27 protein-coding genes are annotated in these 26787 nt (G+C 52.6%); 17 read left to right on the forward strand and 10 right to left on the reverse strand.

Translation table 11 applies throughout. The features are described 5' to 3' along the window. Nucleotides 1-668 precede the first annotated feature (668 nt). Nucleotides 669-4145 (forward strand): response regulator, encoded by a 3477-nt coding sequence (locus tag JJD41_RS15435; RefSeq protein WP_200668022.1) that lies wholly within the window; start codon nucleotides 669-671, stop codon nucleotides 4143-4145. A gap of 103 nt (nucleotides 4146-4248) precedes the next feature. Here JJD41_RS15435 and miaB read toward each other — a convergent pair whose 3' ends face one another. Continuing rightward, nucleotides 4249-5613, reverse strand: a complete 1365-nt coding sequence (gene miaB, locus JJD41_RS15440; protein WP_200668024.1) for a tRNA (N6-isopentenyl adenosine(37)-C2)-methylthiotransferase MiaB — start codon at nucleotides 5611-5613, stop codon at nucleotides 4249-4251. Nucleotides 5614-5916: 303 nt separating this feature from the next. Here miaB and JJD41_RS15445 point away from each other — a divergent pair, with 303 nt between their 5' ends. The 3 genes from JJD41_RS15445 to JJD41_RS15455 all read left to right on the forward strand — a co-directional run bounded on the left by JJD41_RS15445 (nucleotide 5917) and on the right by JJD41_RS15455 (nucleotide 8121). Beyond that, nucleotides 5917-6606: a class I SAM-dependent methyltransferase gene (locus JJD41_RS15445; protein ID WP_200668026.1), complete on the forward strand. Its 690-nt coding sequence runs from the start codon at nucleotides 5917-5919 to the stop codon at nucleotides 6604-6606. A 352-nt stretch (nucleotides 6607-6958) separates the two neighbouring features. After that, on the forward strand, nucleotides 6959-7399 hold the full coding sequence (locus JJD41_RS15450; protein WP_200668028.1) for a hypothetical protein: 441 nt from the start codon (nucleotides 6959-6961) through the stop codon (nucleotides 7397-7399). A 521-nt stretch (nucleotides 7400-7920) separates the two neighbouring features. Beyond that, nucleotides 7921-8121, forward strand: a complete 201-nt coding sequence (locus JJD41_RS15455; RefSeq protein ID WP_200668030.1) for a hypothetical protein — start codon at nucleotides 7921-7923, stop codon at nucleotides 8119-8121. Here JJD41_RS15455 and yidD read toward each other — a convergent pair. Further along, the gene (yidD, locus tag JJD41_RS15460; protein WP_200668032.1) at nucleotides 8118-8363 is read right to left on the reverse strand and encodes a membrane protein insertion efficiency factor YidD; all 246 of its coding nucleotides are present in this window, start codon (nucleotides 8361-8363) and stop codon (nucleotides 8118-8120) included. The genes JJD41_RS15455 and yidD overlap by 4 nt on opposite strands. A gap of 115 nt (nucleotides 8364-8478) precedes the next feature. On the opposite strand from yidD, the gene JJD41_RS15465 reads away from it, so the two are divergent. Then, nucleotides 8479-9165: a diacylglycerol/polyprenol kinase family protein gene (locus tag JJD41_RS15465; RefSeq protein WP_200668035.1), complete on the forward strand. Its 687-nt coding sequence runs from the start codon at nucleotides 8479-8481 to the stop codon at nucleotides 9163-9165. 569 nt (nucleotides 9166-9734) lie between these two features. Here the strand turns inward: JJD41_RS15465 and JJD41_RS15475 are convergent. After that, nucleotides 9735-9884, reverse strand: coding sequence for an isochorismate synthase (locus tag JJD41_RS15475; RefSeq protein ID WP_168571486.1), 150 nt, complete (start codon nucleotides 9882-9884; stop codon nucleotides 9735-9737). A gap of 548 nt (nucleotides 9885-10432) precedes the next feature. Between JJD41_RS15475 and JJD41_RS15480 the strand changes: the two genes are divergently transcribed. Continuing rightward, complete coding sequence (locus tag JJD41_RS15480; RefSeq protein WP_370583897.1) at nucleotides 10433-11791, forward strand: nicotinate phosphoribosyltransferase; 1359 nt, start codon at nucleotides 10433-10435, stop codon at nucleotides 11789-11791. A gap of 10 nt (nucleotides 11792-11801) precedes the next feature. Here JJD41_RS15480 and JJD41_RS25400 read toward each other — a convergent pair whose 3' ends face one another. Further along, on the reverse strand, nucleotides 11802-11933 hold the full coding sequence (locus tag JJD41_RS25400; RefSeq protein ID WP_255547339.1) for a hypothetical protein: 132 nt from the start codon (nucleotides 11931-11933) through the stop codon (nucleotides 11802-11804). Here JJD41_RS25400 and JJD41_RS15485 point away from each other — a divergent pair. The 4 genes from JJD41_RS15485 to JJD41_RS15500 all read left to right on the forward strand — a co-directional run bounded on the left by JJD41_RS15485 (nucleotide 11932) and on the right by JJD41_RS15500 (nucleotide 16497). Next, nucleotides 11932-12510, forward strand: coding sequence for a nicotinate-nucleotide adenylyltransferase (locus JJD41_RS15485; RefSeq protein ID WP_200668039.1), 579 nt, complete (start codon nucleotides 11932-11934; stop codon nucleotides 12508-12510). The genes JJD41_RS25400 and JJD41_RS15485 overlap by 2 nt on opposite strands. Continuing rightward, nucleotides 12492-13232, forward strand: coding sequence for an NUDIX hydrolase (locus JJD41_RS15490; RefSeq protein WP_168571483.1), 741 nt, complete (start codon nucleotides 12492-12494; stop codon nucleotides 13230-13232). The genes JJD41_RS15485 and JJD41_RS15490 overlap by 19 nt, the downstream gene beginning before the upstream one ends. A gap of 81 nt (nucleotides 13233-13313) precedes the next feature. Further along, nucleotides 13314-15077 carry an NAD+ synthase gene (locus JJD41_RS15495; protein ID WP_200668041.1) on the forward strand — a complete coding sequence of 588 codons (1764 nt, stop codon included), beginning with the start codon at nucleotides 13314-13316 and terminating at the stop codon, nucleotides 15075-15077. Nucleotides 15078-15207: 130 nt separating this feature from the next. Beyond that, a complete protein-coding gene (locus JJD41_RS15500; protein WP_200668043.1) occupies nucleotides 15208-16497 on the forward strand; it encodes a phospholipase D-like domain-containing protein in 1290 nt (429 codons plus the stop codon). An 83-nt stretch (nucleotides 16498-16580) separates the two neighbouring features. On the opposite strand, the gene JJD41_RS15505 is transcribed toward JJD41_RS15500, so the two are convergent. Continuing rightward, nucleotides 16581-17480 (reverse strand): WD40 repeat domain-containing protein, encoded by a 900-nt coding sequence (locus JJD41_RS15505; protein WP_200668045.1) that lies wholly within the window; start codon nucleotides 17478-17480, stop codon nucleotides 16581-16583. Between the two features lie 271 nt (nucleotides 17481-17751). Between JJD41_RS15505 and JJD41_RS15510 the strand changes: the two genes are divergently transcribed. Beyond that, complete coding sequence (locus JJD41_RS15510) at nucleotides 17752-18636, forward strand: DUF5895 domain-containing protein (protein ID WP_200668047.1); 885 nt, start codon at nucleotides 17752-17754, stop codon at nucleotides 18634-18636. Nucleotides 18637-18690: 54 nt separating this feature from the next. On the opposite strand, the gene JJD41_RS15515 is transcribed toward JJD41_RS15510, so the two are convergent. Further along, complete coding sequence (locus JJD41_RS15515) at nucleotides 18691-19155, reverse strand: pentapeptide repeat-containing protein (RefSeq protein ID WP_200668049.1); 465 nt, start codon at nucleotides 19153-19155, stop codon at nucleotides 18691-18693. Nucleotides 19156-19206: 51 nt separating this feature from the next. Between JJD41_RS15515 and JJD41_RS15520 the strand changes: the two genes are divergently transcribed. After that, nucleotides 19207-19503 carry a hypothetical protein gene (locus JJD41_RS15520; RefSeq protein ID WP_200668051.1) on the forward strand — a complete coding sequence of 99 codons (297 nt, stop codon included), beginning with the start codon at nucleotides 19207-19209 and terminating at the stop codon, nucleotides 19501-19503. A 47-nt stretch (nucleotides 19504-19550) separates the two neighbouring features. Next, a complete protein-coding gene (locus JJD41_RS15525) occupies nucleotides 19551-19694 on the forward strand; it encodes a hypothetical protein (protein WP_200668053.1) in 144 nt (47 codons plus the stop codon). A 212-nt stretch (nucleotides 19695-19906) separates the two neighbouring features. Here JJD41_RS15525 and JJD41_RS15530 read toward each other — a convergent pair whose 3' ends face one another. Further along, nucleotides 19907-21472 carry a GH3 auxin-responsive promoter family protein gene (locus JJD41_RS15530; protein ID WP_200668055.1) on the reverse strand — a complete coding sequence of 522 codons (1566 nt, stop codon included), beginning with the start codon at nucleotides 21470-21472 and terminating at the stop codon, nucleotides 19907-19909. Nucleotides 21473-21546: 74 nt separating this feature from the next. On the opposite strand from JJD41_RS15530, the gene JJD41_RS15535 reads away from it, so the two are divergent. Continuing rightward, complete coding sequence (locus tag JJD41_RS15535) at nucleotides 21547-22026, forward strand: helix-turn-helix domain-containing protein (protein WP_200668057.1); 480 nt, start codon at nucleotides 21547-21549, stop codon at nucleotides 22024-22026. Nucleotides 22027-22121: 95 nt separating this feature from the next. On the opposite strand, the gene JJD41_RS15540 is transcribed toward JJD41_RS15535, so the two are convergent. Together JJD41_RS15540 and JJD41_RS15545 are read right to left on the reverse strand one after the other, a co-directional pair. Next, nucleotides 22122-22874: a hypothetical protein gene (locus JJD41_RS15540; RefSeq protein ID WP_200668059.1), complete on the reverse strand. Its 753-nt coding sequence runs from the start codon at nucleotides 22872-22874 to the stop codon at nucleotides 22122-22124. A gap of 227 nt (nucleotides 22875-23101) precedes the next feature. Further along, nucleotides 23102-23266 (reverse strand): ribbon-helix-helix protein, CopG family, encoded by a 165-nt coding sequence (locus JJD41_RS15545; protein ID WP_200668061.1) that lies wholly within the window; start codon nucleotides 23264-23266, stop codon nucleotides 23102-23104. Between the two features lie 560 nt (nucleotides 23267-23826). On the opposite strand from JJD41_RS15545, the gene JJD41_RS15555 reads away from it, so the two are divergent. Then, complete coding sequence (locus JJD41_RS15555; protein ID WP_200668065.1) at nucleotides 23827-24282, forward strand: helix-turn-helix domain-containing protein; 456 nt, start codon at nucleotides 23827-23829, stop codon at nucleotides 24280-24282. Between the two features lie 16 nt (nucleotides 24283-24298). Here the strand turns inward: JJD41_RS15555 and JJD41_RS15560 are convergent, their stop codons facing one another. Continuing rightward, nucleotides 24299-24487, reverse strand: coding sequence for a hypothetical protein (locus JJD41_RS15560; protein ID WP_200668067.1), 189 nt, complete (start codon nucleotides 24485-24487; stop codon nucleotides 24299-24301). A 68-nt stretch (nucleotides 24488-24555) separates the two neighbouring features. Between JJD41_RS15560 and JJD41_RS15565 the strand changes: the two genes are divergently transcribed. Next, nucleotides 24556-25443 (forward strand): alpha/beta hydrolase, encoded by an 888-nt coding sequence (locus JJD41_RS15565; RefSeq protein ID WP_200668069.1) that lies wholly within the window; start codon nucleotides 24556-24558, stop codon nucleotides 25441-25443. Between the two features lie 149 nt (nucleotides 25444-25592). After that, a complete protein-coding gene (gene bioF / locus JJD41_RS15570; protein ID WP_200669220.1) occupies nucleotides 25593-26768 on the forward strand; it encodes an 8-amino-7-oxononanoate synthase in 1176 nt (391 codons plus the stop codon). Nucleotides 26769-26787: the final 19 nt, after the last annotated feature.

Below are 26787 nucleotides of genomic sequence, written 5' to 3' on the forward strand. Positions count from 1 at the left end.
GGTTACGCCACGCCCATCTGAATTTTAGAATAGCGTGCCGTACAGACAGAAAAAAATTCAAACAAAGATCAAAAAAAATGGAAATCTTAACTAAACCTAAATAATCATTCCAACTCTTACTATGCCACAAATTGACTGGGGGGTTGTCGGTTGTGGACGGCGAGCGATCGCCGGGGGTCGAGTCAAGAGACTGAGGAGATCGCCGAGAATACTTGCTAATGCCCGCGATCGCCGGGAGCATCCGGAAGCCCCGGGAGCAGATCGCGGCGATTCGAGCAAAAGGTTGGCCGCCATGCCAGAACCCCAGGTAAACTCAAAAGAGCTTCCCCCGTCCACTGCACCCCTGGAGTGGCTAGGGAACTCTCCCGTGGGTGAACGAACGAGCGATAATTGACCTTTAAGATTGTATCCGAGGAAAGCGTCCTGATTTTGGCTGACGTGAGCAGACACAACCCATTAACAGAGGATAGAACGGGGGCTAAAGGGTTTGAAAACGGGATGCGCCGTGGGAGGCAGCATCCGAGATCTTCGCCGGACAGGGGGGACGAGCCGGGATCGCGCCCGCAGGCGGCGACACCCGGGGGCTTGAGGCATCGAGCCGGGCGATCGCGACGCCCCAATCCCTATCGGCGTGAATGTTGAGACCCCTTGCAGCAGGAGATCGGTGCATGAGTGAGGAAGCCAAAAGTAAGCCGAAAATTCTGGTCGTCGATGACGAGCCGGACAATCTCGACTTGCTTTATCGCACCTTTTATCACGATTATCGCGTTCTGAGAGCCGACAACGCCCAAGACGCCCTGCAACTGCTCGATCGCGAAGGGGATATCGCCGTGATTATCTCCGACCAACGGATGCCGCGCATGAGTGGCACGGAATTTCTCAGCCTGACGGCGACCCAATATCCGGACACGATCCGGATCATCCTCACCGCTTACACCGACGTCGAAGATCTCGTCGATGCGATCAACTCCGGTAAAGTCTTTAAATACGTCACCAAACCCTGGAACGACGAGAAACTCAAAGGGGTGGTCGCCCAGGCGATCGACACCCACAACGTCCTCAAGGCGCGCACCCGCGAACTCTGCCGCACCTTGCGCCAGGAATCTTTGCTCAACGCGATTACCAATACGATTCGATCGCGCACGACGGACCGCCAGATCCTGCAAACGATCGTCCAAACCCTCGGTCAAATGTTTGAAGCGAGTTACGCGATCGTGCGCGCCTGTCAAGACGACCGCCTGGACGAGGAATCGTTCGTCTATCAAAAAACCAAAGGGGGCCACACCCCCACCCTACCCCCGGAAATCTTGGCGGAAACGGTCTGGCTGACCTACGACCTCGAAGCGATCGACGATGTAGAAACACATCCCCTGTTTCAGGACGACAGCGAGGCTGCCGAACGACGACGAGCCGCCTATCGGGCGGCAAATATCCGGTCGAGTTTGATCGTCCCGTTGATGTTTCGGATGGATTTACTGGCGGTGTTGGCCCTGCATCAATGCGGCGAACCGCATTCGTGGCAAGACGACGAAGTGCAGTTAGTGTTTATGGTCGCCGATCAAGCCGGACTGTCGTTGTCCCAGGCGAGAGCTTACGCGCAAGTGCAGGCCCTGGCGAAACAGGAAGCCCTAATTAACGCGATTACGACGGCAATCCGGTCGAGTCTCAACCCGCAAGATATTTTTGCGGCGATCGCCGAACAACTCGGACAAGCTTTGCAGGCGGACGGCTGCGCCCTCTCGTTGTGGACTGAAGATGACGAATACGTGCAGTGCGTGGGCCTGTACGATGCCAGCTTGCAAGCGGTGGAAGTCTCCCACGACAGTTCCCTGACGGCGGGGGACGAAGGCGATCGCGCTCCGGAGGAAGGGGACTCGCTCCCCTCGGGCCGCCATTTCCCGTCCGAATTACCGCGATCGCTCGTTCCCATTCGCGGCAATCCGGTTCAACAACGCTTGCTCACGACTCAAGCGCCCGTCGTCGTCAACGACTTGCAACTGACCCCGGAATTTGCCGGGGTAGACCTGCCCTTGCGCCTTCCGGCCCGGGCCTTACTCGTGGTTCCCCTGATCGGCGACGGCAAAATTATCGGCAGTATTTCCCTGCGTCAAAGCCACAACCCGCGCCACTGGCAGCCGTCAGAAATCGACTTGGCCCAGGCGGTGGCGGCCCAAGCGGCGATCGCCGTCCAACAGTCGCGCCTCTATCAAAAAACCCGCCAGCAAGCGGAACGCCTGCTCGAACTCAACCGTCTCAAAACCGAATTTTTTCAAAATATTTCCCACGAATTTCGCACCCCCCTCACCCTGATGCTCGGTCCGCTCGAAGCGGCGGTGGAACGCCAGCAACCCCTCCCTCCCGAGCAAGCAGAAGTCGCCCTGCGCAACAGTCGCCGCCTGCTGCGCCTGGTCAACCAACTGCTCGACCTCCAGCGCCTCGATGCGGGGAAAATGCAGGCCACGTTCCGCCCGTGCGATTTAGTCGCCTTCGTCGGCCAAACGGTGGAGATGTTCCGCCCCTATTGCGAGAAAAAAGGGTTGACGGCGATCGCCGAGATCGAGCCGTGCGAACCGATTTATTTGGATCTCGAAAAGTTCGACAAAGTTCTTTATAACTTGATGTCGAATGCGATCAAGTTTACGCCGAGGGGCGGACGCATCGTGGTGAGCTTGCATCAGGCGGGCGATCGCGCGATCGTCCAGGTCGGCGATACGGGAATCGGCATTCGCACGGATCAGATCCCCCACCTGTTCGAGCGCTTTCGTCAGGCGGAAGGATCGGCGAATCGCTCTTACGAAGGCAGTGGCTTGGGGTTGGCCCTGGTCAAGGAGTTGGTGGAACTCCACGGCGGTCAAATTACGGTGGAGTCGGTTTACGGTCAAGGCAGTCGCTTTACGGTGTGGTTGCCGATGGGTAACGCCCACTTGCCGAGCGATCGCGTCTTGGAAGTGCCGACGGAAGTTAGCCCCCGCCGTTCCGCCGTGGAATTGGCCGATGTGGAAATGGATTTACAAAATGCCACGGATTGGCAAGGGTTGCCCGCCGAGTTGCCGACGGCGGCGGGCGAACGCGAGGCGGTGGCGATCGGGGCGCGGGTTCTGGTGGTGGACGATAACGCCGATTTGCGCCACTACGTCGCCTCGATTCTCGAACCGGAAGGTTATCGGGTCTCGTTCGCCCGCAACGGCGCCGAAGGCTTTGACAGCGCCCAATCCCAACCACCGGACTTGATCGTCAGCGATTTGATGATGCCGTTGGTGTCGGGGTTGGATTTAATCCGCATGATTCGTCAGGATGCTCGGCTTAAGGGCATTCCAATAATCTTGCTCACGGCGAAGGTCAACGAGGAAACCCGGATTGAAGGGGTGGAGAAGGGGGCCGATACGTATTTGGCGAAGCCGTTTAACGATCGCGAGTTGTTGGCCCAAGTTCGCAATCTGCTGGCGCTCAAGGAAAACGAACGCCGGGTCGCCGAGTTGAATCGGTATTTAACTGAGTCGGTTCTCAAGCGCTTTTTGCCGCCGACGTTGGTGGAAAAGGCGGCAACGGGAGAACTGGCTCTCGATTTGCGTCCGGAACCCCGTTTGATCGCGATTTTATTTAGCGATATCGTCGGGTTTACTCAGTTGGCGAATACGGTGCGATCGCGCCGGGTGGCGGAAATTCTCAACGAGTATTTGGCGGAAATGACCCAAGCGGTGTTCGACAATGGCGGGACTGTGGATAAGTTTGTCGGCGATGCGGTGATGGCCATTTTCGGCGCACCCGAAGAATGTTCGCCGAACGAACAGGTGTTGCGGGCCGTGGCGGCAGCCCGCCAGATGCACCGCCGCCTCGATCGCCTCAACCAAAACTGGGAAGCCCGGGGTCTGCCTCGGGTGCGCTTTCGTTGCGGCATTCACCAGGGAACGGCGGTGGTAGGCATGTTCGGCAGCCCGGAACGCTCGGACTACACGGCGATCGGGCCGAGTGTCAATATTGCCGCCCGTCTCCAGGAAGTCGCCGATCCCGATTGTATTTTGGTCTCGGCTGCCGTGGCGGATTATTTGCCGGACGAGGAGATTCGCAAGTGTCGCCCGTTGCAGCTCAAAGGGATTGACGAGACGGTGTTGACGTTTGTGGTCGATCCCGAAGCGGGGGGTTGAGCGCGATCGCGCTTCCTCCGGAAGGGCAATTTCCCGGTGAATTTGAAGCGCGATGTTGTCAAGGTCTGCGTTGCGCGATCGCGACCTTGACAACATCGCGCAATTATGCAGTTACCAATTGCGCGACTTCTAACGGTTCTCCCGTCAAACTAAAGGCGCGAACTTCGGTAATTTTTACCTTCACTAATTGCCCTTTGAGGCGATCGATATCTCCCGTGAAAAAGGTCAAACGATTCGATCGCGTCCGACCCATCACTTGCGTCGGATCTTTGGGATTGAGATCCTCGACTAAAACCTCTTCAATCCGTCCCGCATAACGCTGCGATCGCTCGGCGGCGCGAACCCCCACCAAATGATTCAACCGTTGGAGGCGATCGCTTTTCACCGCTTCCGAAAGCTGGTTTTCCCACAGCGCCGCCGGAGTCCCGGGACGCGGCGAATACGCCGCCGTATTCAACTGATCGAAGCCAAGATCGTCAACCAATTTGAGCGTATTTTCAAACTGTTGTTCCGTTTCTCCAGGAAACCCGACGATCGCATCCGCACTAATCGCCGCATCCGGCATCAATTCGCGAATTTTATCGATAATTCGGCGATATTTCTCTTGCGTATATCCCCGGGACATCGCCTTGAGAACGTCATTATCCCCCGACTGAAACGGAATGTGAAAATGTTCGCAAACCTTCGGCAAATCCCGACAAGCGCGAATCAATCTTTCCGTAAAATAACGCGGGTGACTCGTCGCGAAGCGAATCCGTTCGATCCCCGGAACGTCGTGAACGAAATAGAGCAGATCGGTAAAATTATACAAATGCCGTCCGTCCTCTTTCGTCCCCGGTAAATCGCGCCCGTAAGCGTCGATATTCTGTCCGAGTAAGGTCACTTCCTTGTAACCCTGACGTCCCAGTTCCTCCATTTCCGCCCGAATCGCCTCCGGCGTCCGCGATTGCTCGATTCCGCGCACGTTGGGAACCACGCAGTAGCTACAGCGTTCGTTACAACCGTAAATCACGTTCACCCAAGCCGTCACCCGACTATCCCGGCGCGGTTTGGTGATATCTTCGATAATATGAATCGGTTCCGTGGCAACCACCTGATTGCCCGCAAACACGTCGTCGAGCAAATCTTGCAGGCGGTTCGCATGTTGCGGCCCCATCACCAAATCCAGTTCCGGAACCCGCCGCATTAGCGCTTCCCCTTCTTGTTGCGCCACGCATCCGGCGACCACTAAGGTTAAATCCGGTTTCTCTTGTTTGCGTTTGGCTTGTCGACCCAGATAAGAATAAACTTTTTGTTCTGCATTGTCGCGAATCGTGCAGGTGTTGTACACGACTAGATCCGCCGCTAACGGGTCTTCCACCCACTCGAAGCCCATGTTATCGAGAATACCAGCCATGCGCTCCGAGTCGGCTTTGTTCATCTGACAGCCGAAGGTTGTAATATGATATCGGCGAGGAGAAGACGACATAGTTATCGATGGTTTGTCACTAAACAGTCGAAGATTGAGTCGCGATCTGCTGCCGTTGCCTTCATCGGGATCGACGCGGACAGCTCGGCTGTGGCATTGACCCTAACGCGATCGCTCCTTTCCCTTAGCATCGGCGTCAGATCTCCGCACAGACTCAAACGCATCCTCCATTATAGAGCCTGTGGTTCAATTGCTCCGTCAAAACCTGCGATCGCCGTTGCCGAAATCGTCGTTGGTTGTGGTACCGGGCGATCGTCTATCATTTGAGCTTGACATCGATCGCCGTACCACAATAGAGCTGCCGTGCATATCGAAAATCGTTCCCAATATAAAGAAACCTGGGATAATTTAGCCGGGTCGAGTGATAACGCTAAATTATATGTAGCCGGACATACCGACGAAGCCGAATTAGATCGAACCGGACTTAATACCGTCAATCGACTCGAACGCTTGGTCGGGATTCGTCCCACCGATATCTGTTTGGAAATTGGCTGCGGAATTGGCAGAGTTGGTAAGTTTTTAAGCCCGAAATGTGCCAAATGGATCGGCACCGATATTTCCGGGAAAATGTTGCGTTATGCTGCCGAACGTTTGGCGGGATTGGACAACATCGAACTGATTGAATTAAGTACGGTTGGGTTGGGTGAAATCCCCGATGCTTCTATCGATATGGTTTACTGTACGGTGGTTTTCATGCACTTGTACGAATGGGATCGCTATCGTTACGTTCTCGAAGCCTTTCGCGTTCTCAAACCCGGCGGACGTTGCTTTTTTGACAATCTCGATATCACCTCAAAACGCGGCTGGGAAATGTTTATGGAGGGCTTTTCTTATCCCATCGACCGCCGTCCCGCCCATTTGAGTATGTGTTCGACCGGGGACGAACTTTATACCTATGCCAAAAAAGCAGGTTTTGAACGAGTGGAAGTTCATCGCTGGGGCGATGCCCGCGTGGGGGTAACGGGGGTCAAACCCGGACGCAGTCGATCGTAATTTCTCATCAGAGGAGAACGGTCAATCGTCCGAATGAAAGATTTCTACCGATAGAAATATAAGACTTGAGATAGAGGTGGCGATCGCCCTCCCACGCCTAAGCTAATTGATAGCGAGGGACATATCGAAAAGATCTGGACTTCCGTAATTCTTACGGCCAGATTGAATCAAAAAATTCGATGGCTTTCGGAAACTGGATGAATTTATCATTCGTCCAGTTTCAGTTTTTTCACTCTTGCTGTTGGACGACAAGGAAAAATTTATGAAAAAGTTAACGAACTGGTTCGCAACTATCGATTTTAAGCATAATTTAAAGAATATTTTGGCAATCGGACTAGCCGGGATCTTCTTAGTGGTAACGACTGCGTGCAGTAGTGGCACCATGGGGGGCATGAATTCCACCGATGCTAAGGTACAAACCCTGCAAGAACGGGCGGAACAAAACTTAGACAATCGCACGGGTAACCCCGCCGAAGCCGGACGCCGCGCGGTTGAAGATTTATCGGCGACTCAAGAAGAGTTAGGCGATTCTGCGGAAGAAGCTGCCGAAAAGATGGGCAAAAATGTTAAAGCTGGATTGGAAGAAGTTCAAGAAGAAACGGAGGATGTCTTACAAGGAAGTGCGCGCCAAGCTGAAGATGTCGCCGATACGGTTAAAGCGAAAGCAAATCGAGACCTGAAAAAGAGCAAGCGCGCCCTAGAAGATACGGTAGATGCGGCAGAAAACAAAGCTAAAAAAGATTTGAAAACGACCAAACGCGCCTTAGAAGATGCCGAAGATGCGATCGACTAAAGGCGATCGCCCATCTTGAGGAAAATAGCCCGCTCAATTCTATTGAGACCCAACTCTTCTAATTTTTTAAAATCGATAAAATCGATAAAATCGACAAAAATTATGGCGAACGATGGTTCGCCTAATTTTTGATGAGATTTTTGATGGGTACCTTGCTTGCAGTTGCAAAATTTTGCTCTTTTAAGTCTAAAATGCAACCTCCTGCGATCGGCGATCGCAAAAGACTTCCAAAGGAGTTCGATACTCAAGAGATGTTCGACGACAGATTGCTACTCCTCGCTTGCTTCATGGCTCACCATTCGTGCGATAATTTATTCCAATCAGAGACATAAGTCGAGCCGATCGCCCCGCCCGAGCAACGGATCGATCGCCTCATGGAAATAACCTATAACTTGTCAGCGATCGCGATCGCTCTTACTTGTGACCGAGATCTCGGTAGAGGGGGGGTGGCGATCGCCCCCGATCGATATCCCGAGCGGCCACAATGAGGCACACCGTGACGTCGATCGAATTTTCAACCCATGCAACACTTAGGGAATCGCCGCCAAGAAACGATGGAAGAACTGTTCGGGGAAATCTTTCTCTCCGGTCAACTCACTCGACGCGATCGCCTGCGCTTGCGAGAAGCTCTTTTAGCCGACACGATCGCCGAAGACCATCAAGACATCATCAACCGCGTCCTTCACAGCACCAAACGCGGTAGACTCCAACTCAAAGCCTAACCGTTACCGTCGGGCGATCGCCCTTTTTCCAAGGGGGGAACCGGATCGTATCCCCCGGGATGGAAGGGATGACAGCGCAAAATTCGGGCGATCGCCATCCAACCTCCCCGCCACGGTCCGAACCGTTCCACTGCTTCTAGAGCATATTGAGAACAGGTCGGCTCAAATCGACACGAAGGGGGAAATAGGGGCGAAATCAACCATCGGTAACCCCGAATTAATCCGGTCAAAATCCACTTCACGATCGCCACCGTCTGCAATTTTTCCCTCTATTCTCTCATTTTTCTCCAAGTTTTAGCGAGAGGCGACCCGGCGATCGCCTAAAGTGTAGGGAACGAATTTTATCCCTAAACATCCGTGTTTGAAATTGAATCGATCGGTACCCTTTCCCTACAACTGGCGGTCGTCTCCCTGTGGTTAGCTGGAATCATCCTCGCCGCCGAAGGAATTTACCAATACACCCACATTTCCTCGGAAGTCGTCCGCAAAATCGTGCATATCGGTACGGGAAATGTGATTTTATTCGCCTGGTGGCTGGAAATCCCCGCCTGGGTGGCGATTGGGGCGTCCGCCGTCGCCGCCACTGTCGCCTTATTGTCCTACCACTTCGAGTTTTTACCGGGAATTAACAGTATCGGACGTAAAAGCCTCGGCACCTTTTTTTATGCGGTCAGTATCGGCGTTCTCGTCGCTTGGTTTTGGCCCGTGGGTCATCCCGAATATGCGGCGATCGGAATTCTGGTGATGGCGTATGGCGACGGGTTAGCCGCGTTAATCGGCCAACATTTCGGCAAACATCCCTATCGCTTTTGGGGCGAAAAAAAGAGCGTGGAAGGCTCTTTAACGATGGCGATGGGTGCCTATTTTGTCAGTATTTTAATATTAATTGACGTGCGCGGTAATAGCTGGGAAGTCTGGGCGGTGAGTTTGGCGATCGCCGTGTTGGCAACGGTTCTCGAAGCTTTTTCAAAACTGGGAATTGATAACCTCACCGTTCCTCTCGCGAGTGCGGGATTGGCGTTTTTCTTATCTCAATGGTTTTGATCGCAAACCGAACCAATGGGGGCGATCGCCCACCGTTTTATACTACCTTTCCTCACCGTCGCCGTGGTAGGGTTCGCCTTCAAACGGTTGGACGCCGCTTTCAGGATAAGAATCGTCGCTGGGTCTGAAGATTCGGGCGGCAGCTTCGGAAACGGACTGCATAAATTTGGAAAGCAACTCGGAGAGGTTCATAAAATACCTGCCTCCAAATGATATTACATCTGTCTTTATCTTAACGGGCGATCGCCGATCGCGTCATCTATCATAAGAATGAGGGAGAGAACCAGGGATCTCTAGGGTCTGTGGGTCTCGAAGCTTGGGCGATCGTTAGTTTACAAAATGTTATCTTTTCGAGATTGATAACTTGATTTCGACCCCAAAAGGTAACGGATCGATCTTCTCCTCGCCGAAGCGATCGACCTAGGGAATCCGTAACACTTATTATTTCCTTTTTTTAAGTGCTTTTTGCGAACACTCGGGCGATCGCTACCGATATAAAAGACCCCATTCGGAACCAGAAATGGGGTCTAGAGTGGGTGGAGATTTTAGCATTCAATAGATTGGCAATCTCAATCCGCCCAACGGCCTTGTTTGTAGGGTTCGCCTTCAAAGGGTTGCACTCCAACCATCGGATAGCGATCGTCACTGGGACTGAACAAGCGGGCGACGGCTTCGGAAACATGTTGCAGAAATTCTGAAAAAGCTTTAGAGACATTCATGGTAAGATCCTCAAAGTGAAAGCAATGGGAACTGGAAAGCTTCGATGGGAAATACCATCACCTTTCTTACTTTTCAGGATAAGCTTAAAGCCTCCTTTTAAAAATGGGTTTGCAATATTTATTATTGGAACTTATCAAACTGCAATATTTTAGTTAGAAACGATCGCGGGGCGGAGGAGAGAAGCCCCTGGAGATCGCTACTATTTTTTGCCCAAGTTGGGGTCAACAACCTGCCCGCGCGGAGAAGATCGCCGTGATGCCCCGGGTTGGGCGATCCGGGCAACCCCGGCGCCGTCTGTCGCTCCAAATTTTAATGATTTTAATGAGATTTACTATAATTGCCGTCTGCCAGAAGGTAGAAAATTGCCGGATTCGGGACTTTAACGAACGATTCGTGCAGTTTTTTGGAAAAAATTGCGAAAATTTGACCGGGTAGGGTCGATTATTTTTAGTAAATACCACTATAATTAAAAAGAAAGACGCGAGGAAGCGGGTCAATGGCCAGTGGAAGTCAATCGGACAATGTTCAGCCTGTTCCTTCCCTCGGGATGGGCCACGAGCTAGAACTGACACTCAAAGGCGAAGATTACAGCTTGCTGACCGATTTGTACGAGCTAACGATGGTCGCCTGTTATTGCGGCGAGGGCCTCGACAACCGTGGGGCGAGTTTCGAGCTGTTCGCGCGATCGCTGCCCGACCGCTTCGGATATGCGATCGCGATGGGCTTGCAGCAGGCGATCGAATACCTGCAACAATTGCGTTTTACCCCGGCCCAGATCGAGAGTTTGAAAGCGACGGGCATTTTCGCCAAAGCGCCGGAAAAATTCTGGACGCTGTTAGAAACCGCCCGTTTTACCGGAGATCTGTGGGCCGTCCCCGAAGGAACCGCCGTATTTGCCAACGAACCGCTTTTGCGCGTCGAGGCGCCTTTGTGGCAGGCCCAACTGGTCGAAACTTACTTGCTCAATACCATTAACTATCAAACCCTGATCGCCACGCGATCGGCGCGCCTGCGCGATGTCGCCGGACCCGAGGCCATTTTGCTCGAATTTGGCACCCGGCGCGCCTTCAGTCCCCAAGCTGCCCTATGGGCGGCCCGGGCGTCTTTAGCGGCGGGATTGGACTCGACCTCGAACGTGCTGGCGGCGCTCAAACTCGGTCGCAAACCTTCGGGAACGATGGCCCATTCCCTGGTGATGGCGCTCACGGCGACGGAAGGCAGCGAAATGCAGGCATTTAGAGCATTCTTGCATTATTTTCCCGGGGCGGCAGTATTGATCGATACTTACGATACGGTAGAGGCGGCGCGCTATTTGGCCGATCGCCTGCAAGTGGGCGAGTTTGAAGTGGGCGGAGTGCGCCTCGATTCCGGGGATTTAGTGAGTCTGTCGCAACAAGTGCGATCGCTACTGCCGGAAGTACCCATTTTTGCCAGTGGCGACCTCGACGAATGGGAAATTGCCCGCCTCAAACGGGAAGGCGCCGAAATCGACGGCTATGGATTGGGAACACGCTTGGTGACTGGAGAAACCTTTAACGGGGTTTATAAGTTAGTCGAAATCGACGGGATGGCGGTGATGAAAGAGTCGAGTTCTAAGGTGACTTATCCCGGACGCAAGCAGATTTTCCGGCGCGTTGACGGGGAAAAGGGACTGCGCGATCGCCTCGCCTTGGCTCACGAAAGTGCGGAAGCGGGAGAAGTAGCGCTTTTACAACGAGTGTTAAAACAAGGAAAACGGGTGCAGCCGCCAGAAATGCTCGAAGCGATCGCCGAACGCACGCGCACTTCCGTAGAATCGCTCTCGGAAGAAGTACGCCGCATCGAAGGAGCGATCGCCCCGTCCGTGGAGATTTCAGCCGAATTGCAAGCGCTGACGGAAACCACAAAACATCAATTGTCTAGCTAAATCTTCAGGGTCAATTGGTTCGGTCAATTTGCTGACCCAACTCCCCCCGAAACTCGCGGCGATCGCGCCAGCAGACCCCCCTCAAGCGATCGTCGATCGTTCCCCAACTCAATGATTTCACCCCTCGACACCCTACGCCCATGACTAAAATTGCCTTATTTGGAACCAGCGCCGATCCGCCGACCACCGGACATCAAAAAATACTCGCTTGGCTGTCGGAACAGTTCGACTGGGTAGCCGTGTGGGCCTCCGACAACCCCTTTAAATCCCACCAAACTCCCCTCGAACATCGGGCAACCATGTTACGCTTGACCATTCAGGAAATCGCGTCGCCGCGCCATAACATCGCCCTCGATATGGAACTGAGCCACGGTCGAACCCTCGAAACCGTCAAAGTCGCCCGCCAAAAATGGCCCGACGCCCAACTCTTCCTCAGTATCGGTTCCGACCTGATCGCCCAACTGCCCCAATGGTATCGCGTCGAAGCCTTGCTACAGCAAGTCGATTTACTCGTCGTTCCCCGACCCGGATATGCGATCGATCCCGCCGGATTGCAACAGTTGCGCGACCTCGGCGCCAGCGTCAGCGTGGCGGATTTAGGCGCCCCCGCAGTTTCCTCCACCGCCTATCGAGAACGACAGCAAAGTGAAGCGCTGACTGCCGCGATCGAGGCATACATCCATCGAGAAAAATTATACGCATGTCAGGACGCGAGCTAAAAAAAACGATCGTCGAAACCGCCGGGCCACCCGATTTTAAAGTTGGCGTCGATAACGCAATCTTCTCCGTGGATACCGCCCAAAACCGCCTGCTGGTGCTGTTGGTCATGCGCCAACACGAACCCTTTCTCGGTCAGTGGAGTTTACCCGGAACCTTGGTGCGCCATAGCGAATCCCTCGAAGACGCCGCCTATCGCATTCTCGCCGAGAAAATTCGGGTCAACAATCTCTATCTCGAACAATTGTATACCTTCGGCGACCTCGGACGCGACCCCCGCGAGTCCCCCGACAGTTACGGCGTGCGCTATTTATCGGTCAGTTACTTCGCCTTAGTCCGCTTTGAAGAAGCGGAACTCGTCGGGAGTGGCGTGCGCGGGATTGCCTGGTATCCCTTAGAAGAAGTCCCGCAACTGGCCTTCGACCATAATAAGATCCTCCAATACGGTCATCGTCGCTTGAGAAATAAGCTCGAATACAGTCCGATCGCCTTTGAAGTGCTGCCCGAACTGTTTTCTTTGAGCGATCTTTACCAACTTTACACGACGGTTTTGGGAGAAAACTTTGCGGACTATTCCAATTTTCGCGCCCGGATTCTCAAACTCGGTTTTCTCGCGGATACGGGTTTAAAAGTCTCGCGCGGTGCCGGACGTCCCGCCACCTTGTACCGTTTCGATGCCGAAGCTTTCGCCCCGTTAAAAGATAAACCGTTGGTGTTTATTTAGAGTTTAGAGTTTAGATTCACAGAACAAGTCAGAAGTCTTTTTGCCTTTCTCCCTCTTACCCTCTTCCCTTTTACTCTAACAATGAAGATCGCGATCGCCCAACTCAATCCCACCATCGGCGACTTGACCGGAAACGCCCAACGTATCCTCAATTGCGCCTACAAGGCGGCGGACGCGGGGGTGCGCCTCTTACTGACCCCGGAACTGTCCCTGTGTGGCTATCCGCCGCGCGATTTACTTCTGCGTCCGAGTTTCATCGAGGCGATGTCCGACCAACTGCACGAACTGGCGCGCCAGTTACCCCCACATATTGCGGTATTGGTCGGAACGGTCGATCCCAATCCCGGTAATGCGGTCGATGGGGGTAAACCGTTATTTAATAGCATCGCCTTACTCGACAATCGCCAAGTTTGCCAGTTTTTTCACAAGCGATTGCTCCCGACTTACGACGTTTTCGACGAACACCGTTATTTTGAACCCGCTTCAAACAGTAACTTTTTTACTCTGGACAGTTCCTCGATCAAAATTGGCGTGACGATTTGCGAGGATTTGTGGAACGATGAGGAATTTTGGGGCAAGCGATCGTATTCGTGCAATCCGATCGCCGATCTGGCGCAAGTGAAGGTCGATTTAATTGTCAATTTATCCGCTTCTCCTTATACGGTTGGCAAACAACAATTGCGCGAGGCGATGTTGCGTCATAGCGCTTTAAGGTATCAAATTCCGATTATTTATGCCAATCAAATTGGCGGCAATGACGATTTAATTTTTGACGGGTCGAGTGTGGCCTTTTCTCGATCTGGCGAGTTGCTGTGTCGCGCCAAAGCATTTGCTAAAGATTGCGTCGCTCTAGATTTTAACGAAACGAACAAAGATCTCGAAGCGATCGCCCCTTCCAACGGGTTACATACGGCGATCGAACCGCTAAAAAGTAAAAATGAGGCGATTTGGTCGGCATTAGTTTTAGGCGTCCGGGATTACGCCCGGAAATGCGGTTTTGGTAAGGTGGTTATCGGTTTAAGTGGCGGGATCGATTCGTCTCTGGTTGCGGCGATCGCCACTGCAGCTTTAGGGGCCGAGAATGTCTTGGGAATTTTGATGCCGTCGCCGCATAGTTCGCCGCATTCGATCGCCGACGCCGTAGATTTAGCAAAGAATTTGGGCATTCAAACTCACCAACTGCCGATCGCCGAGATGATGGAAACTTACGATCGCAGTTTGAGTGAATTATTCGCCGGAATGAGTCCGGATGTGACCGAGGAAAACTTACAGTCTCGCATTCGCGGTAATTTATTAATGGCGATCGCCAATAAATTCGGTCATTTGTTATTGTCTACGGGGAATAAATCGGAAATGGCCGTGGGGTATTGTACCCTTTACGGCGATATGAATGGCGGTTTGGCCGTGATTTCTGACGTTCCGAAAACGCGAGTTTATGCGATTTGTAAATGGCTCAACGAGCGAGAGAAACAAGCGGGTCGAGGCGAAATTATTCCCGGGAATGTATTAATTAAACCTCCGAGTGCGGAACTCAAACCGGATCAAAAAGACGAAGATTCTTTACCGCCTTACGAGATTCTCGACGATATCCTCTACCGCGCGATCGAGAATCACGAATCCCCGGTCGAGATCGTCGCCGCCGGACACGACCCCGCCACCGTCGAACGGGTGGTGCAACTGCTGACCCGCGCCGAATTCAAGCGGCGACAAGCACCACCGGGATTGAAAGTGACCGATCGCGCCTTCGGGACCGGGTGGCGAATGCCGATCGCCGCACGTTTGCGCCACATCGTCAAAAATCCCCAAGAGCATAAAAGTCCGGTGACCTTGCACGCAACCCCTTAAATCGGTTCTCGCGGGCGATCGGGTACAATGCAGTTGTTTCAATGCATCTATTTTGCGAAAATCGCTCGCGTTTAGCGGTTTTAAATGTGTTGGCTCCAAGAGCTAACAACTGCCGAAACCGGACAAATTCATGAACGATCTAATTTGGTGGATGGGAGGGAGTGCGATCGGCATTTTCGCTCTCATCTTTTTTGTGCTTTATATTCGCGGAACTTTTCGCGATCGCGTCGAATATAAAATCGAACATCTCCCCAATCCCGAAGCCGAATATTTCCCGTTGGCGATCGCCAGTTTATCTAATTCGGTCGTGACTTCCGGTTATTGTACGGACTTTTGGAACGACCCCGATCGGATTCAACGCGCGCGTCTCGAAGCAATTCAAAAAGCACGTCGCACGATCCATTTTGAAACCTTTTTCATGACTCCCGGACGGCGCGCCAATGACTTCGCCGACGCGATCGCCGACCGCGCGATCGCCGGAGTTGAAGTCAAGTTAATTGTAGACGATTACGGAACCAGTCAACTGCCGAAAAGTTACTGGCAGCGCTTGCAAAATGCAGGGGTAAAAATCCGCATTTTCAACGCTTTTAATTGGAAAGCGCCTGCCAATTATGCCGGACGCAGCCACCGTAAATTATTAGTTGTCGATGGTGAATTAGGGTTAGTGGGAGGTGCGGGAATTTCCGATCGTTGGGATGGCTGGCCAAAAATTGGCGATACTCAACCGTGGTTCGATTGCGAATTCCGCTTGGAAGGGGCGATCGTTTCAGTTTTAGAAGGGATGTTTCTTCAACATTGGACCTACTGCGGCGGTCGAGGGAATCTGTCTAAAGCAATGTTTATTCCCCATGAAGATAGCGAGAACAATCCACAATTTATCGTCACGCCGGGAGCCAATCCCAGCTATCGATCGTCGGGAATTAGAGCTTTATTTCAAACGGCAATTATTGCCGCCAGAAAGCGCATCTGGTTGGCGAGTCCTTACTTTTTACCCGATCCGAACTCTCGTAAAATGCTCGTCGCTGCCAGGAACAGAGGGATTGACGTACAAATTTTAACCACCAGCCAGCGTTGCGACAAACAGTTTGTTTATTATGCTTCTTACGAGACGTATGGCAAATTACTCAAAGCTGGGATTAAGATTCACCAACACCAGCCGAGTATGCTGCACGCGAAGTTATTATTAATCGATGATTGTTGGGTGAGTACGGGGAGTGCGAATTTCGACCCGCGCAGTTTTTTTCACAACGACGAACTCGATTTTTCCAGTGGCGATCGCACTTTAGTTGGTTACGTCCAAAAAGCTTTTGAGGAAGGCTTCGCGCGATCGCAAACTGTCAGTTTCTCCGACTGGAAGGCGCGATCGCTCGAACAGCGTTTGATGGGTCGTTTGGTCAGTTTCATTCAATGGGAACTTTGACGTACTCCCCACTCTCAAGAGACGGGAATTCTAAACATCACTATGTAAGAACCTGGAAATGTTCGACCCTATTGGAAATCTATTTACGAAACTCGCCACAAAATGGCCGACTTATCTTGACTTCCGGTGGCTAAAATGGTGCCGTCCGGGGAGAAAGCGACGGCTAAAACATAACTGGAATGACCGCGCAAGGTAGCGATTGACTTTCCAGAGGCGATCGCCCATAACTTAATCGTACCGTCAGTGCTCGCCGTGGCCAGAACTTCACCGTCCGGGGAGAACGCCACCTCAGAAATCGAGTCCGCGTGTTCCGTCCACTCGTGCAGCTTTTCCCCTGTAGCGACATTCCAGAGGATGGCGCGACCGTCGAGGTCTCCACTGGCAAGGGTTTCGCCGTCCGGAGAAAAAGCCACCGTCTCCACGGCGCGGGAATTCACGATCGCCGTCTGGCGCAACTGACCCGTGTCTACATTCCACAATTTGACGCTACAATCCCAACTCCCACTGGCAACTGTTTCGCCATCTGGGGCGATCGCCACCGCCACGATCGGTTTAGAATGTCCGGTAAGCGTGCGCCTCGCTTCTCCCGTTGCCAAATTCCACAATTTGACCGTCTTATCCCAGCTTACGCTGGCCAGGGTGCGACCGTCCGGGGAAATGGCGATCGCCTCGATCGGTTTTGGATGCGCCAACCAGCTTTTTTGTTCCTCTCCCGTCGCCACATCCCATAACTTCATCGTCCCGTCTAAACTCGCCGTCGCCACCGTGTTTCCATCCGGTAAAAACACCACCGCATTGACAAAATCCTCGTGACCGACCAAGATTTTGCCTTCTTTCCCCGTCGCCACGTCCCACAGTTGCACCGTCGTATCCACCGAACCACTCGCTAACTGCCGTCCGTCCGGCGAAAACGCCACGGTCACTACCGGGGATGAATGTGCGGTAAGTATCCGTTCTTTTTGCCACTTGTGCGATACTTTCATTATAAATACTGGCGATCGCGCGATCGTTCGACAATTTCCAAACTCAAAACAACAGCCATTGACATCGATCTAAGCTAGACCTGTTACACTAAACAGCCTGAGTCCCCTCATCCAAGCCAGTCGCCATGAACCCCTTAACGCCCCTCCTGCTACCAACCACTGACTATTTTAAGCCTCCAGTGACACCCCCACAAACTTATAAACTTTAGGCTGTAACTGCACCCCCGTCAGCCGTTCCCCGCTTTTGTACATTTCCTCCATATCCACAACTATGCCTAAAACGAGCAACACCGCCGCTTTTGACTTTGACGACGAGAAATTCCAGGCGCCTCCCTCCGAGATTATGCCGTGGTGTCAAATCGTCAATCCCCGCTACACTGACAACGGCATGACCCCCTTCGGCTTCGCCATCTCCGCCGAAAACGCCACCAACGCCGGATTTACCCCCGATGACAATTGGCAGCATGTCGAATACGAATTCGGCGACGGCGAAATCAAAGACCTCTACCTCACCACCACCCCTAAAGTCGTCATCGTCCGGCGCGGTCCAGTGTGCATCAAATATCGCGAAACCGGGGAACTCGTCGGACGACTCGGGGACTATTACGATATGTTCATGGCGAACAAAGTCAAATTCAAAACCTTCACCCGTCACCTGGTCTTTCTCGTCGGGGAAGATAAAAAATTCCTGCACCCGCATCCCTTGCGTCTGAGTGTCAGTGGCGCCGCCGGGGCCAGTTTTGGCAGTTGTTATCGCCTGGTGCGTTCCGGCGAAACCCCGAGTGGATTTACCGTCGAGCTCGAAAAAGCCTACGCCAGTTTCCGCAACCAACCTTACGTCGCCAAAAATCCCCTATTCCACGCCCACGGGATTTACTGTCCGTTCATCGAAGCGGTGGAAAAAGGCATGGGAGAAAATACCGCCTTAGTCGCCACCACAACGGATTACGAACATCCCACCACCTCCAATTTGATCGATTATTTAATCCCGTCGAACTCTAAAGAGTCCGAAATTCTCTGTAATGCCTTCGAGGAATATCAAAACTTCGGACAAGATATCCCGAAAATGGAAGAACCCCCCAAAGAAACAACCCCCGATTACGGCAACGCCTACGTCTACGAAGATGAATTCGACTATGCGGAACCCCCTTATTAGTTGTTGAACTTGACAACCTCGATCGAGCGCCTGAAAAGGCGCTTAATTTATCAGTTAAGAAGGCTCCATCACTTCAGGCAAAACGGCGCCATCCAGACGCGCGCCTGTGAAGTACGCTCCCCAAATATCGGCTTTTTCCAAAGTTGCTCCACTTAAATCGGCCATTTTGAGATCGGCCATTTTTAAGTTGGATTCGCTCAAATCGGCTTCGGCGAGATTCGCTTCAAATAAATTGGCTCCATTGAGGTTCGTTGCTTTTAAATTAGCGCCGTTGAGATTGGCTCCGTTTAAGGTAGCTTCTAATAAGATGGCTCCTTCTAAATTGGCGCCTGAGAGGTTGGCTTCCGATAAGGAACAGTAAGATAAGTTAGCCGCTTTGAGATTGGCTCCGGCTAAATTGGCTCCGGTGAGATTGGCTTTACGAAGATCGATGTTTTCTAAGTTGGATTGGGAGAGGGTAATTTCTTTAAAGTCCCGTTCTCCGGAAGCGTAACGTTCTAATAAATCTCGTACTTCCATCGGTGTTCTCCTTGATGTGGATAGCACTCGATCGCCAGCATACTCCGATTGGTGCGATGTTACAGTAGCCATTGTTGCGATCTCTCTATTTTAGAGGCGATCGCGATTTCTACAGGGAGTCAACCCCAGGAAAATAAGCGGTTTCAGGGGATTCCTGGCGGTTTTGGCGCGCTGAATGGAGTTCGTGAAAGAGATCGCCGTCCAGCAGACCATTTCTCGATACAAGAACGGGGAACCAAAGCAGTACAAGAGATTCCCGGTTTGGCGGAAAAAATCGCCGATCGCGCGACGTTAAGCACGGGAACGATGCTCTATTCCAAGTCTGGAAAACTGAGAATTGTCAAATGAAAAAGCCGATTTTGGGCGTCGATCTCCATGAATGAGTTTCAATTTTATTGAACGAACTGACGCAAAATCATGCTGGCGATCGCCGCAAAATTCCTTTTAACGATTGCTACAGCGAAATTGATGCCGATGCGAAGTTGATAACTTTAGAAACAGAAAACGGCGAACGATTTACGACCCATTACGAGCTATGAATGAGAAGTTCGAGAGTGTTCGATCGATTCAACCGATTTACTTGAAGCGAACTCGTTGAATCAGAAATCCAAAGTAGCGATCCGTCGAAAATCCACCTCCCGTGATTCCCGTGGAGTATGTCAAACAGTTTAGAATGTTTGCGGGAATGACAGCTTGGAGAGGTTTGCAAACATCACAACTGACACCTCGATCCAAAAACAATCGATCGCGGTTAAATCTGAAAGCGATCGCCCCAATCGGTTTCGGGACGCAGAACGGGGGGTTTAATATCGCCGAGTCGTTGACCGCGTTCTAAAGCATATTCGATATACTTCTCCATCGGGCGGGAGACGCAACGGGCGACCGGGGGCGCGAGTTGGCCCAGTTGGCGGGCGTAACGATATTGGGGATTGGTTTGTAAGGCCCGGTCTAAGTCCCGGGCGAGGTCTGCGGCCCGATCGCCCGCCGCCTCGTCCAGAAACAGAATATAATGAGGGCGATCGCGCAAGGACGGAGCCAGCATGGCGAAACCGCCAGGATGGAGGGGCTGCAGTTGCGCCCAGACAAAGGCTTCCGTCAACTTTTCCCCACACAAGTCGCTGACGAGTCCCGCCCGTCCGATAAACTCCAGTTGGGGCGCTTGTCCGTACCATCCCGTCACTCGCACCCGATCGCCCAAGTCGTAGCGATACAAACCGCCATCGGTCGTCACGACGACTCGATAGACCCCGCCGCTTTCGACCTCGTGGACGAGGCGCGATCGCCCGTCCTCGCCGATAAACTCGTAAAAGCCGCTCTGGACGGCCAATACGGGCGACGGACACCCGGCGATCGGGATCGTCACTGCCGCCTCGGTTGCCAGTAACCCTTTTCCCTGGATCCACACGTGAGGAAAAGCCCCTTGCAAAGCACTCACAAAAGCGGCGGCACTGGCATCGGTCCAACAGCTAATCGTATCCAACTGCGGCCACAACTGGCGGGTATCGATCGCCTCGGACGCGAGCGATCGTGACACTAAGTGAGCGCGCTCCGGGTTCGGCGGTAGGGGCGGCAACCCGGGAACAGTGGTTCCCCGCGCCAACTCGCGCACCAGGCGATCGCCGTTCCCCTCAATTTCCGCGAGCAATTCCAGCAGGAAAGTGGGACTCCACACGGAAATTAAGGCCAATTGGGGCGACGCCAACAAGTATAACGCCGTGAGATAGCGCCAGCGATCGATCGCGGCGATCGCGGCAATTTGCGGCGGAACGGCCAGCAACTGCCCGATGTGAGGGGCGAGGCGATCGCCAAAATAGAGGGCGTCGTTGCCCGTGGGAAGCGCCACCGCGCCCACGGTCGGGGGTTGGACGCGGGCGATCGGCGAAATTGCCCAATAGGTGGGACCGCAGGCGATTCCCGGGCGATGTGCGAGCAAATTGGCCAACCAAGGAAACAGCGCCCTCTGAAACGCCGCCAAACTCCCTCGGGTGTAGGGAATCAGCTTACTCCCGGACGTACTCCCCCCGGTCACTTCAACGGCGATCGCCCCCTCGGCGGACAAAACCCCGGTTTCCCCCGCCGCCATCCGGGCGATCGCCTCGGCGAGGTCTTCGTAGGTGTGAATCGGGACGCGATCGCGATAGTCCCGGTCGTCGGCGATCGCCCCGAAGCCGTACCGCCGCCCGATTTCGGTGGTTTGGTTGCGGGTGAGAAGGTCGTGGAGGCGCGATCGTTGTACGGCGATCGCGCGATCGGTTGCGTTCGAGAAATCGACCCAAAACGGATCGCAAGCTTCTCGAATAAATTGCCAGTTTTCCACCTCGTTAAAATTGATACAACTTCACTTAATCTTTGCAACTATAACAGAGTTTTGTTCTCTCAAAATTCAATCTTATGGCAGGAGTTCTTAAACTTAAGATTCACGAAAGTGGGGAAGAACTGAAAAATTTACTCGCCAAACAAAGCACGGCGCGCGGTCGAGAACGGATCCAAGCCTTATATTTACTGAAAATCGGACAAGTTAAAACCCTCAAAGAATTAGCTATTTTATTAGGTCGAGATACGGCAACTCTTTATCGCTGGTTTCAAAAATATAAAGCCAAGGGTTTAGACGGGATGTTAGAAGTTAAAAAAGGTCAAGGTCGCAAACCTGCAATTCCCTCGGAAGTGATGGATTGTTTGCGCGATCGCCTCCAAGAACCGGATGGATTTGAAAGTTACGGCGAAGTCAAAACCTGGCTGAAAGAAAAATTCGATATCGATGCGTCTTATAAAGTCGTTCACGAAGCCGTTCGCTACAAATTAAAAGTGAAACTAAAAACTGCTCGTAAAAGGCGCCGCAAGCGCGATCGAGACGTCCAAAAGCGGGAATAAAGCCCCTCAAAAACGATCGCGTTCTCCAGACGCCCTCCCTCGTTTGAAGGATTTATTCGAGCTAAAAATAGGAGGAATTGCGGGCGATCGCCCGTTTAAGAAGCCGACGTTTTTAAGCGCGGATCTGCCGATTGGATTCCTTCAACAAATCCGCGTTTCGCGTGCGATCGCATATTCTCTTCGGTCAGTTCCATCAAACACACTAACTCGTCGCCGCGATCGTAATTTGGATTGCGTTCTAAAAAGTAACGAACGTCTGGTTTTTGCCGATATCCCGGCTTAATCTCCGCCCAAGTTTCGCTTAAATGTCCCCGAGATTCGGGAAATTGAACTAACCCGGTTTCCGGGCGATAGTTGTCGCCAAATTTTAAGGTGGCCAAATAATCCATTAAGGCGCGAATCGAATCGGGGGTGGGATATCTCCAGGTGGGATAAAAAGATTTGGCAAATACGGGTAAATAGCGATAGGTTCGATATCCTTTGACGATTAAAAACCAATAAAGCGGTAAGTGAGGCAATTCGGCTTTAATTTGACCTGCCAAGCGACACCACGCCAGGGGTAAGGTTTGCTCTCCCCAGTAGGGGCGATCGATAATTGTATCTCCGGAGAACAAAGCGCGTCTCGGTTGATTTTCCCACTCGAAATCAATAATTTCTAGGGTGGTAAATCCTCGCAAGACTTGGGAACGATCTAATAAAAGAATGGCGCAGTGTTTGCGCGTTAGATCTTCCCGAAATAGAGACCAATTCGTCCCGCCGTAGTATTTTTGATAAAGTTCGTACATTTGCCGACATTGTGCCTCGCAAAAGTCGGATTTAAAAATGACGCGATCGGTAAGTTTATTCATATTTAATGAGAGCGGATTGAGGCGCTCTCTACTTCAAAAAACATGGCAGATATATGAAAAAAGGATGGGCTTTACGATCTCCCTACCCTTCTAAAAGAGTAAAATAAAGCTCGCGAGATTCAATTCAAAATTTGTCAAAATTAACGATTGGACTCGTGATTTTCGGTTCCGTTCCCCCGCCGAGTTTTTACGAAGTCGATCCGAGTTCCGATTCTTGGAATCGCCGCCTAACTTTCCGAGGGGGAAGGAACCCGAATTTTGCGGATCAGTTCGCGAATGACATCGGTTTTCGTCCGTTTGTTGAGATCGCAGTAGCTTTCCAAGCGTTCGAGTTCGACTGCAGGGAGGCGAATGGTTAAAACTTTATCCGATAATCTTTTTTTATTAGACATGATACTTCCAAAAGTAGTACAACTCTATTATGACGAGGGCTTCCACGAGCCGCAATAGCCCGCCGCCTCGATGCGCCATCCTACGGCGGCGATCGCTCTCAACCCCATCGAACCCTGGGCGAGTTCAATTGTATTTGTAGGCTTCCCGGTTTTATTTCAAAATGTAAAATTAATGTCAATTAACTTTTATTTTTGTAAAGTTTTTCAACTCGATTGACGAGTCCTTGGCGGGTCAAAAGACTATCGACCCCAGCCTTGAATTGTGGGGAGCTAACGGGAATGGGATCCACAAAAGCTAGCTCGTTTGTTCCCCAGGGACGATCGCGAGATGGCGATCGTACTCCCCGATTGCTACCCGGTAACCCTTCGGCGCGATCGCCGCTTCAACTCCTGACGAGACAAGGATTTCGCAAGGATCGCCCCCGCTGAAATACGAGCGGCGATCGACCCCTTGCAACGGCGGCGATCGCAGGGAGGCGATCGGAAAAAACGCCGATAAATTTTGTGTTATAGTTGCATCAGTTAATTTTTTCTTTATGACCCTCGCATAATTCAATCAAATGGCAAAGACCCTAAATTTAGATATCCAAGAAAGTGCCGAAGAACTCAAGGCCCTGCTCAAACAACAAACCAACGCCCAACGTAAAGAAAGAGTCCATGCTTTATATTTACTTAAATCCAATCAAGTCACCACATTAGAAGAACTCTCGAAACTCCTAGTCAGAGATACTTCGACGATTTATCGTTGGTTTCAAAAATACAAACAAGAAGGGTTAGACGGGTTGCTCAAGCTCTACGAACCTGCAGGCAGACCGATTACAATTCCCCAAGAGGCTTTAGATAAATTGCGCCTCAAGCTGCAAGAACCGGAAGCGTTCAAAAACTATGGAGAGATTCAAACCTGGCTCAAAGAAGAATGCGGCGTCCAAGTCGATTATCACGTCGTCTATCGCGCCGTCCGCTATAAATTTAAAGCCAAATTAAAAAGTTCTAAATCTAGCCGAAAAAAAAAATGATTGCCGCGTTATCTTATTAAAATAAACCGTCAGTCAGATGGCGGTCGGCTCGCCTGTGATGAAGTGAAGCGATCGGGCGTTCCCTGGTGGGGAAGATGACCTCGGAGGCTAGATTCAACGAACTACGGCGATCGCCGCGATCGAACTCGCCAAAAAAAGGAGAAGGGCGCGATCGAAAAGGACGATAAAATACCTGGACTGCCATAATTTTGACCTTTGATGGGCAACCCATTACCATTCCCATCTAGCGAATAGAGGAAGTTGACGATCGCCATGTCTGAGTTTACAAAAGGGGGGCAAGTCGCCTGGTTTCACGACGAAGGACATCCTGCCGGAATCTTTCATACTTACGACCAGTTTAGCGGCATCGACGGCAGCGATCGCCCGCGCAAAATCCATATTTTCTTACCCCGAAACTACGAAACCAGCGAAGATCGCTATCCGGTGGTTTACATGAATGACGGTCATACCGCCTTTTTCCGGGCCGGATTGGCGCGTCAGTCCTGGCAAGTCGCCGAACGGTTGGGGGAATTGTACGATCGCGGTGCGATTCCCAAACTGCTCGTCGTCGCCGTCCATCCGCTCGACCGCGATCGCGAATATACACCAGATCTCACCCCCAGTCTCGAACCCTCCGGGTTGGAAACCTACGCACCCTATTTAGTCAATTCCGTCAAAGGATTTGTCGATCGCCACTACCGCACCCGACCGGAAAACTCACAAACGACCGTGGTGGGGGCGGGACGGGCCGGACTGGCCGCCTTTTACATCGCCTGTCGCTACGGCGATCGCTTCGGCAATGGGGCGGCGATGTCGCCTTCATTTTTCGTCGGTTTGGAGCGCGACGAAGACCTGTTTACCTCCCTGTCGCGATCGCCCCTACTCAAACTGACCGGATCGGCGTTGGACGATCGCGCCCGTCGTCCCCGTCTGTGGCTGGATTGGGGCTTAGTACGAGACGGCACGGACCACAACAGCGCCATCGAACGGCAGACGACCAAGCGCGGGCGAGAAATGGCCGAGTTATTACAGTATAAATACGGCTATCGTCGCGATCGCGACTTATTCGTGAGAGAAGATCCAGAGGGAGAACATTGCGAGGCGTCGTGGTCGCGACGGTTTCCCGAAATGTTAAAAGCTTTCTACGAGAAATCTCACTAAATACTAATTATTGGGGTGTATCTACTTCCGAATTCAGGTAAACCGGGGACGAGGGTGCGGGGAACGGTCGCATTTTGTCGTATACTACAAGACCGAGCGAATCGAGCGATCGCCTATCCGGTTTTCGACTGCTATCGTCCTTGCCCATGATGCCCAACGATCCCTATGTTTGGATAGACCGCGCCCTCGATGCCATTCACCGGGCGAATTGGTATCGATCGCCGCAAGCGATTAGCGCCCCCGGGGCCGTGGTGGAAATTCAAGGGCAACGGCTGCTCAATTTCGCCAGTAACGATTATTTAGGCTTGGCAGGCGATCGCCGCTTGGTAGAAGCCGCCGTCGCCGCCACCCGCACCTACGGGACCGGAACCACCGGATCGCGCCTGATTACCGGACATCGACCTCTACATCGGGAACTGGAACGGGCGATCGCCGATCTCAAACAGACCGAAGACGCCTTAGTGTTCAGTTCCGGCTATTTGGCCAATCTCGGCACGATCGCCGCTTTAGTCGGCAAACGGGATTTAATCCTCGGCGATCGCTACAATCACTCCAGCCTCAAAAATGGAGCGATTCTCAGTGGGGCCACGGCGATCGATTATCCTCACGCCGATCTGGAAGCCTTGCGGGAGTTGCTCTCACAACATCGAGACGAATATCGGCGCTGTTTGATGGTCACCGACAGTATTTTTAGTATGGATGGGGATTTGGCGCCCCTGCCCGCCTTACTCGACCTCGCCGACGAGTTTAGCTGCATGTTGCTGGTAGACGAAGCCCACGCCACCGGGGTTTTAGGGGCAACGGGAGCCGGGGCGATCGAAGCGTGCGGCTGTCGGGAATGCCCCTCGATCCAAATGGGAACGTTGAGTAAAGCCCTCGGCAGTTTGGGGGGCTACGTGGCGGGTCGGCGTCAGGCGATCGACTTTTTGCGAAACCGCGCGCCGACCTGGATTTATACAACTGGCCTCTCCCCCGCAGATACGGCGGCGGCGATCGCCGCGATCGCGATCGTGCGCGACGAACCCGAACGGCGCGCCCGACTGTGGCAAAATGTCGCATCTCTCAAACAAGGACTGGAACGGGTCGGAATCGAAGGCGCACTACCGTCGGATTCGCCGATCGTCTGCATCCAGATGCGCGACGCCGCCACCGTTCTCGAAGCCGGACGGCTGCTCAAAAAAGCGGGGATTTTAGTCGCTGCGGTGCGCCCTCCGACCGTACCGACCAGCCGCCTGCGTCTCACCGTAATGGCGAGTCACACTCCCGAACAGTGCGCGGTGCTGGTTGACAGCCTCAAAGCCTTGAAAGAACGGGGATTGGGGTGAATGGGGAGTGGGCGATCGA

It is taken from the genome of Oxynema mangrovii CENA135, assembly GCF_016632315.1.
Lineage (GTDB): Bacteria > Cyanobacteriota > Cyanobacteriia > Cyanobacteriales > Laspinemataceae > Oxynema > Oxynema aestuarii.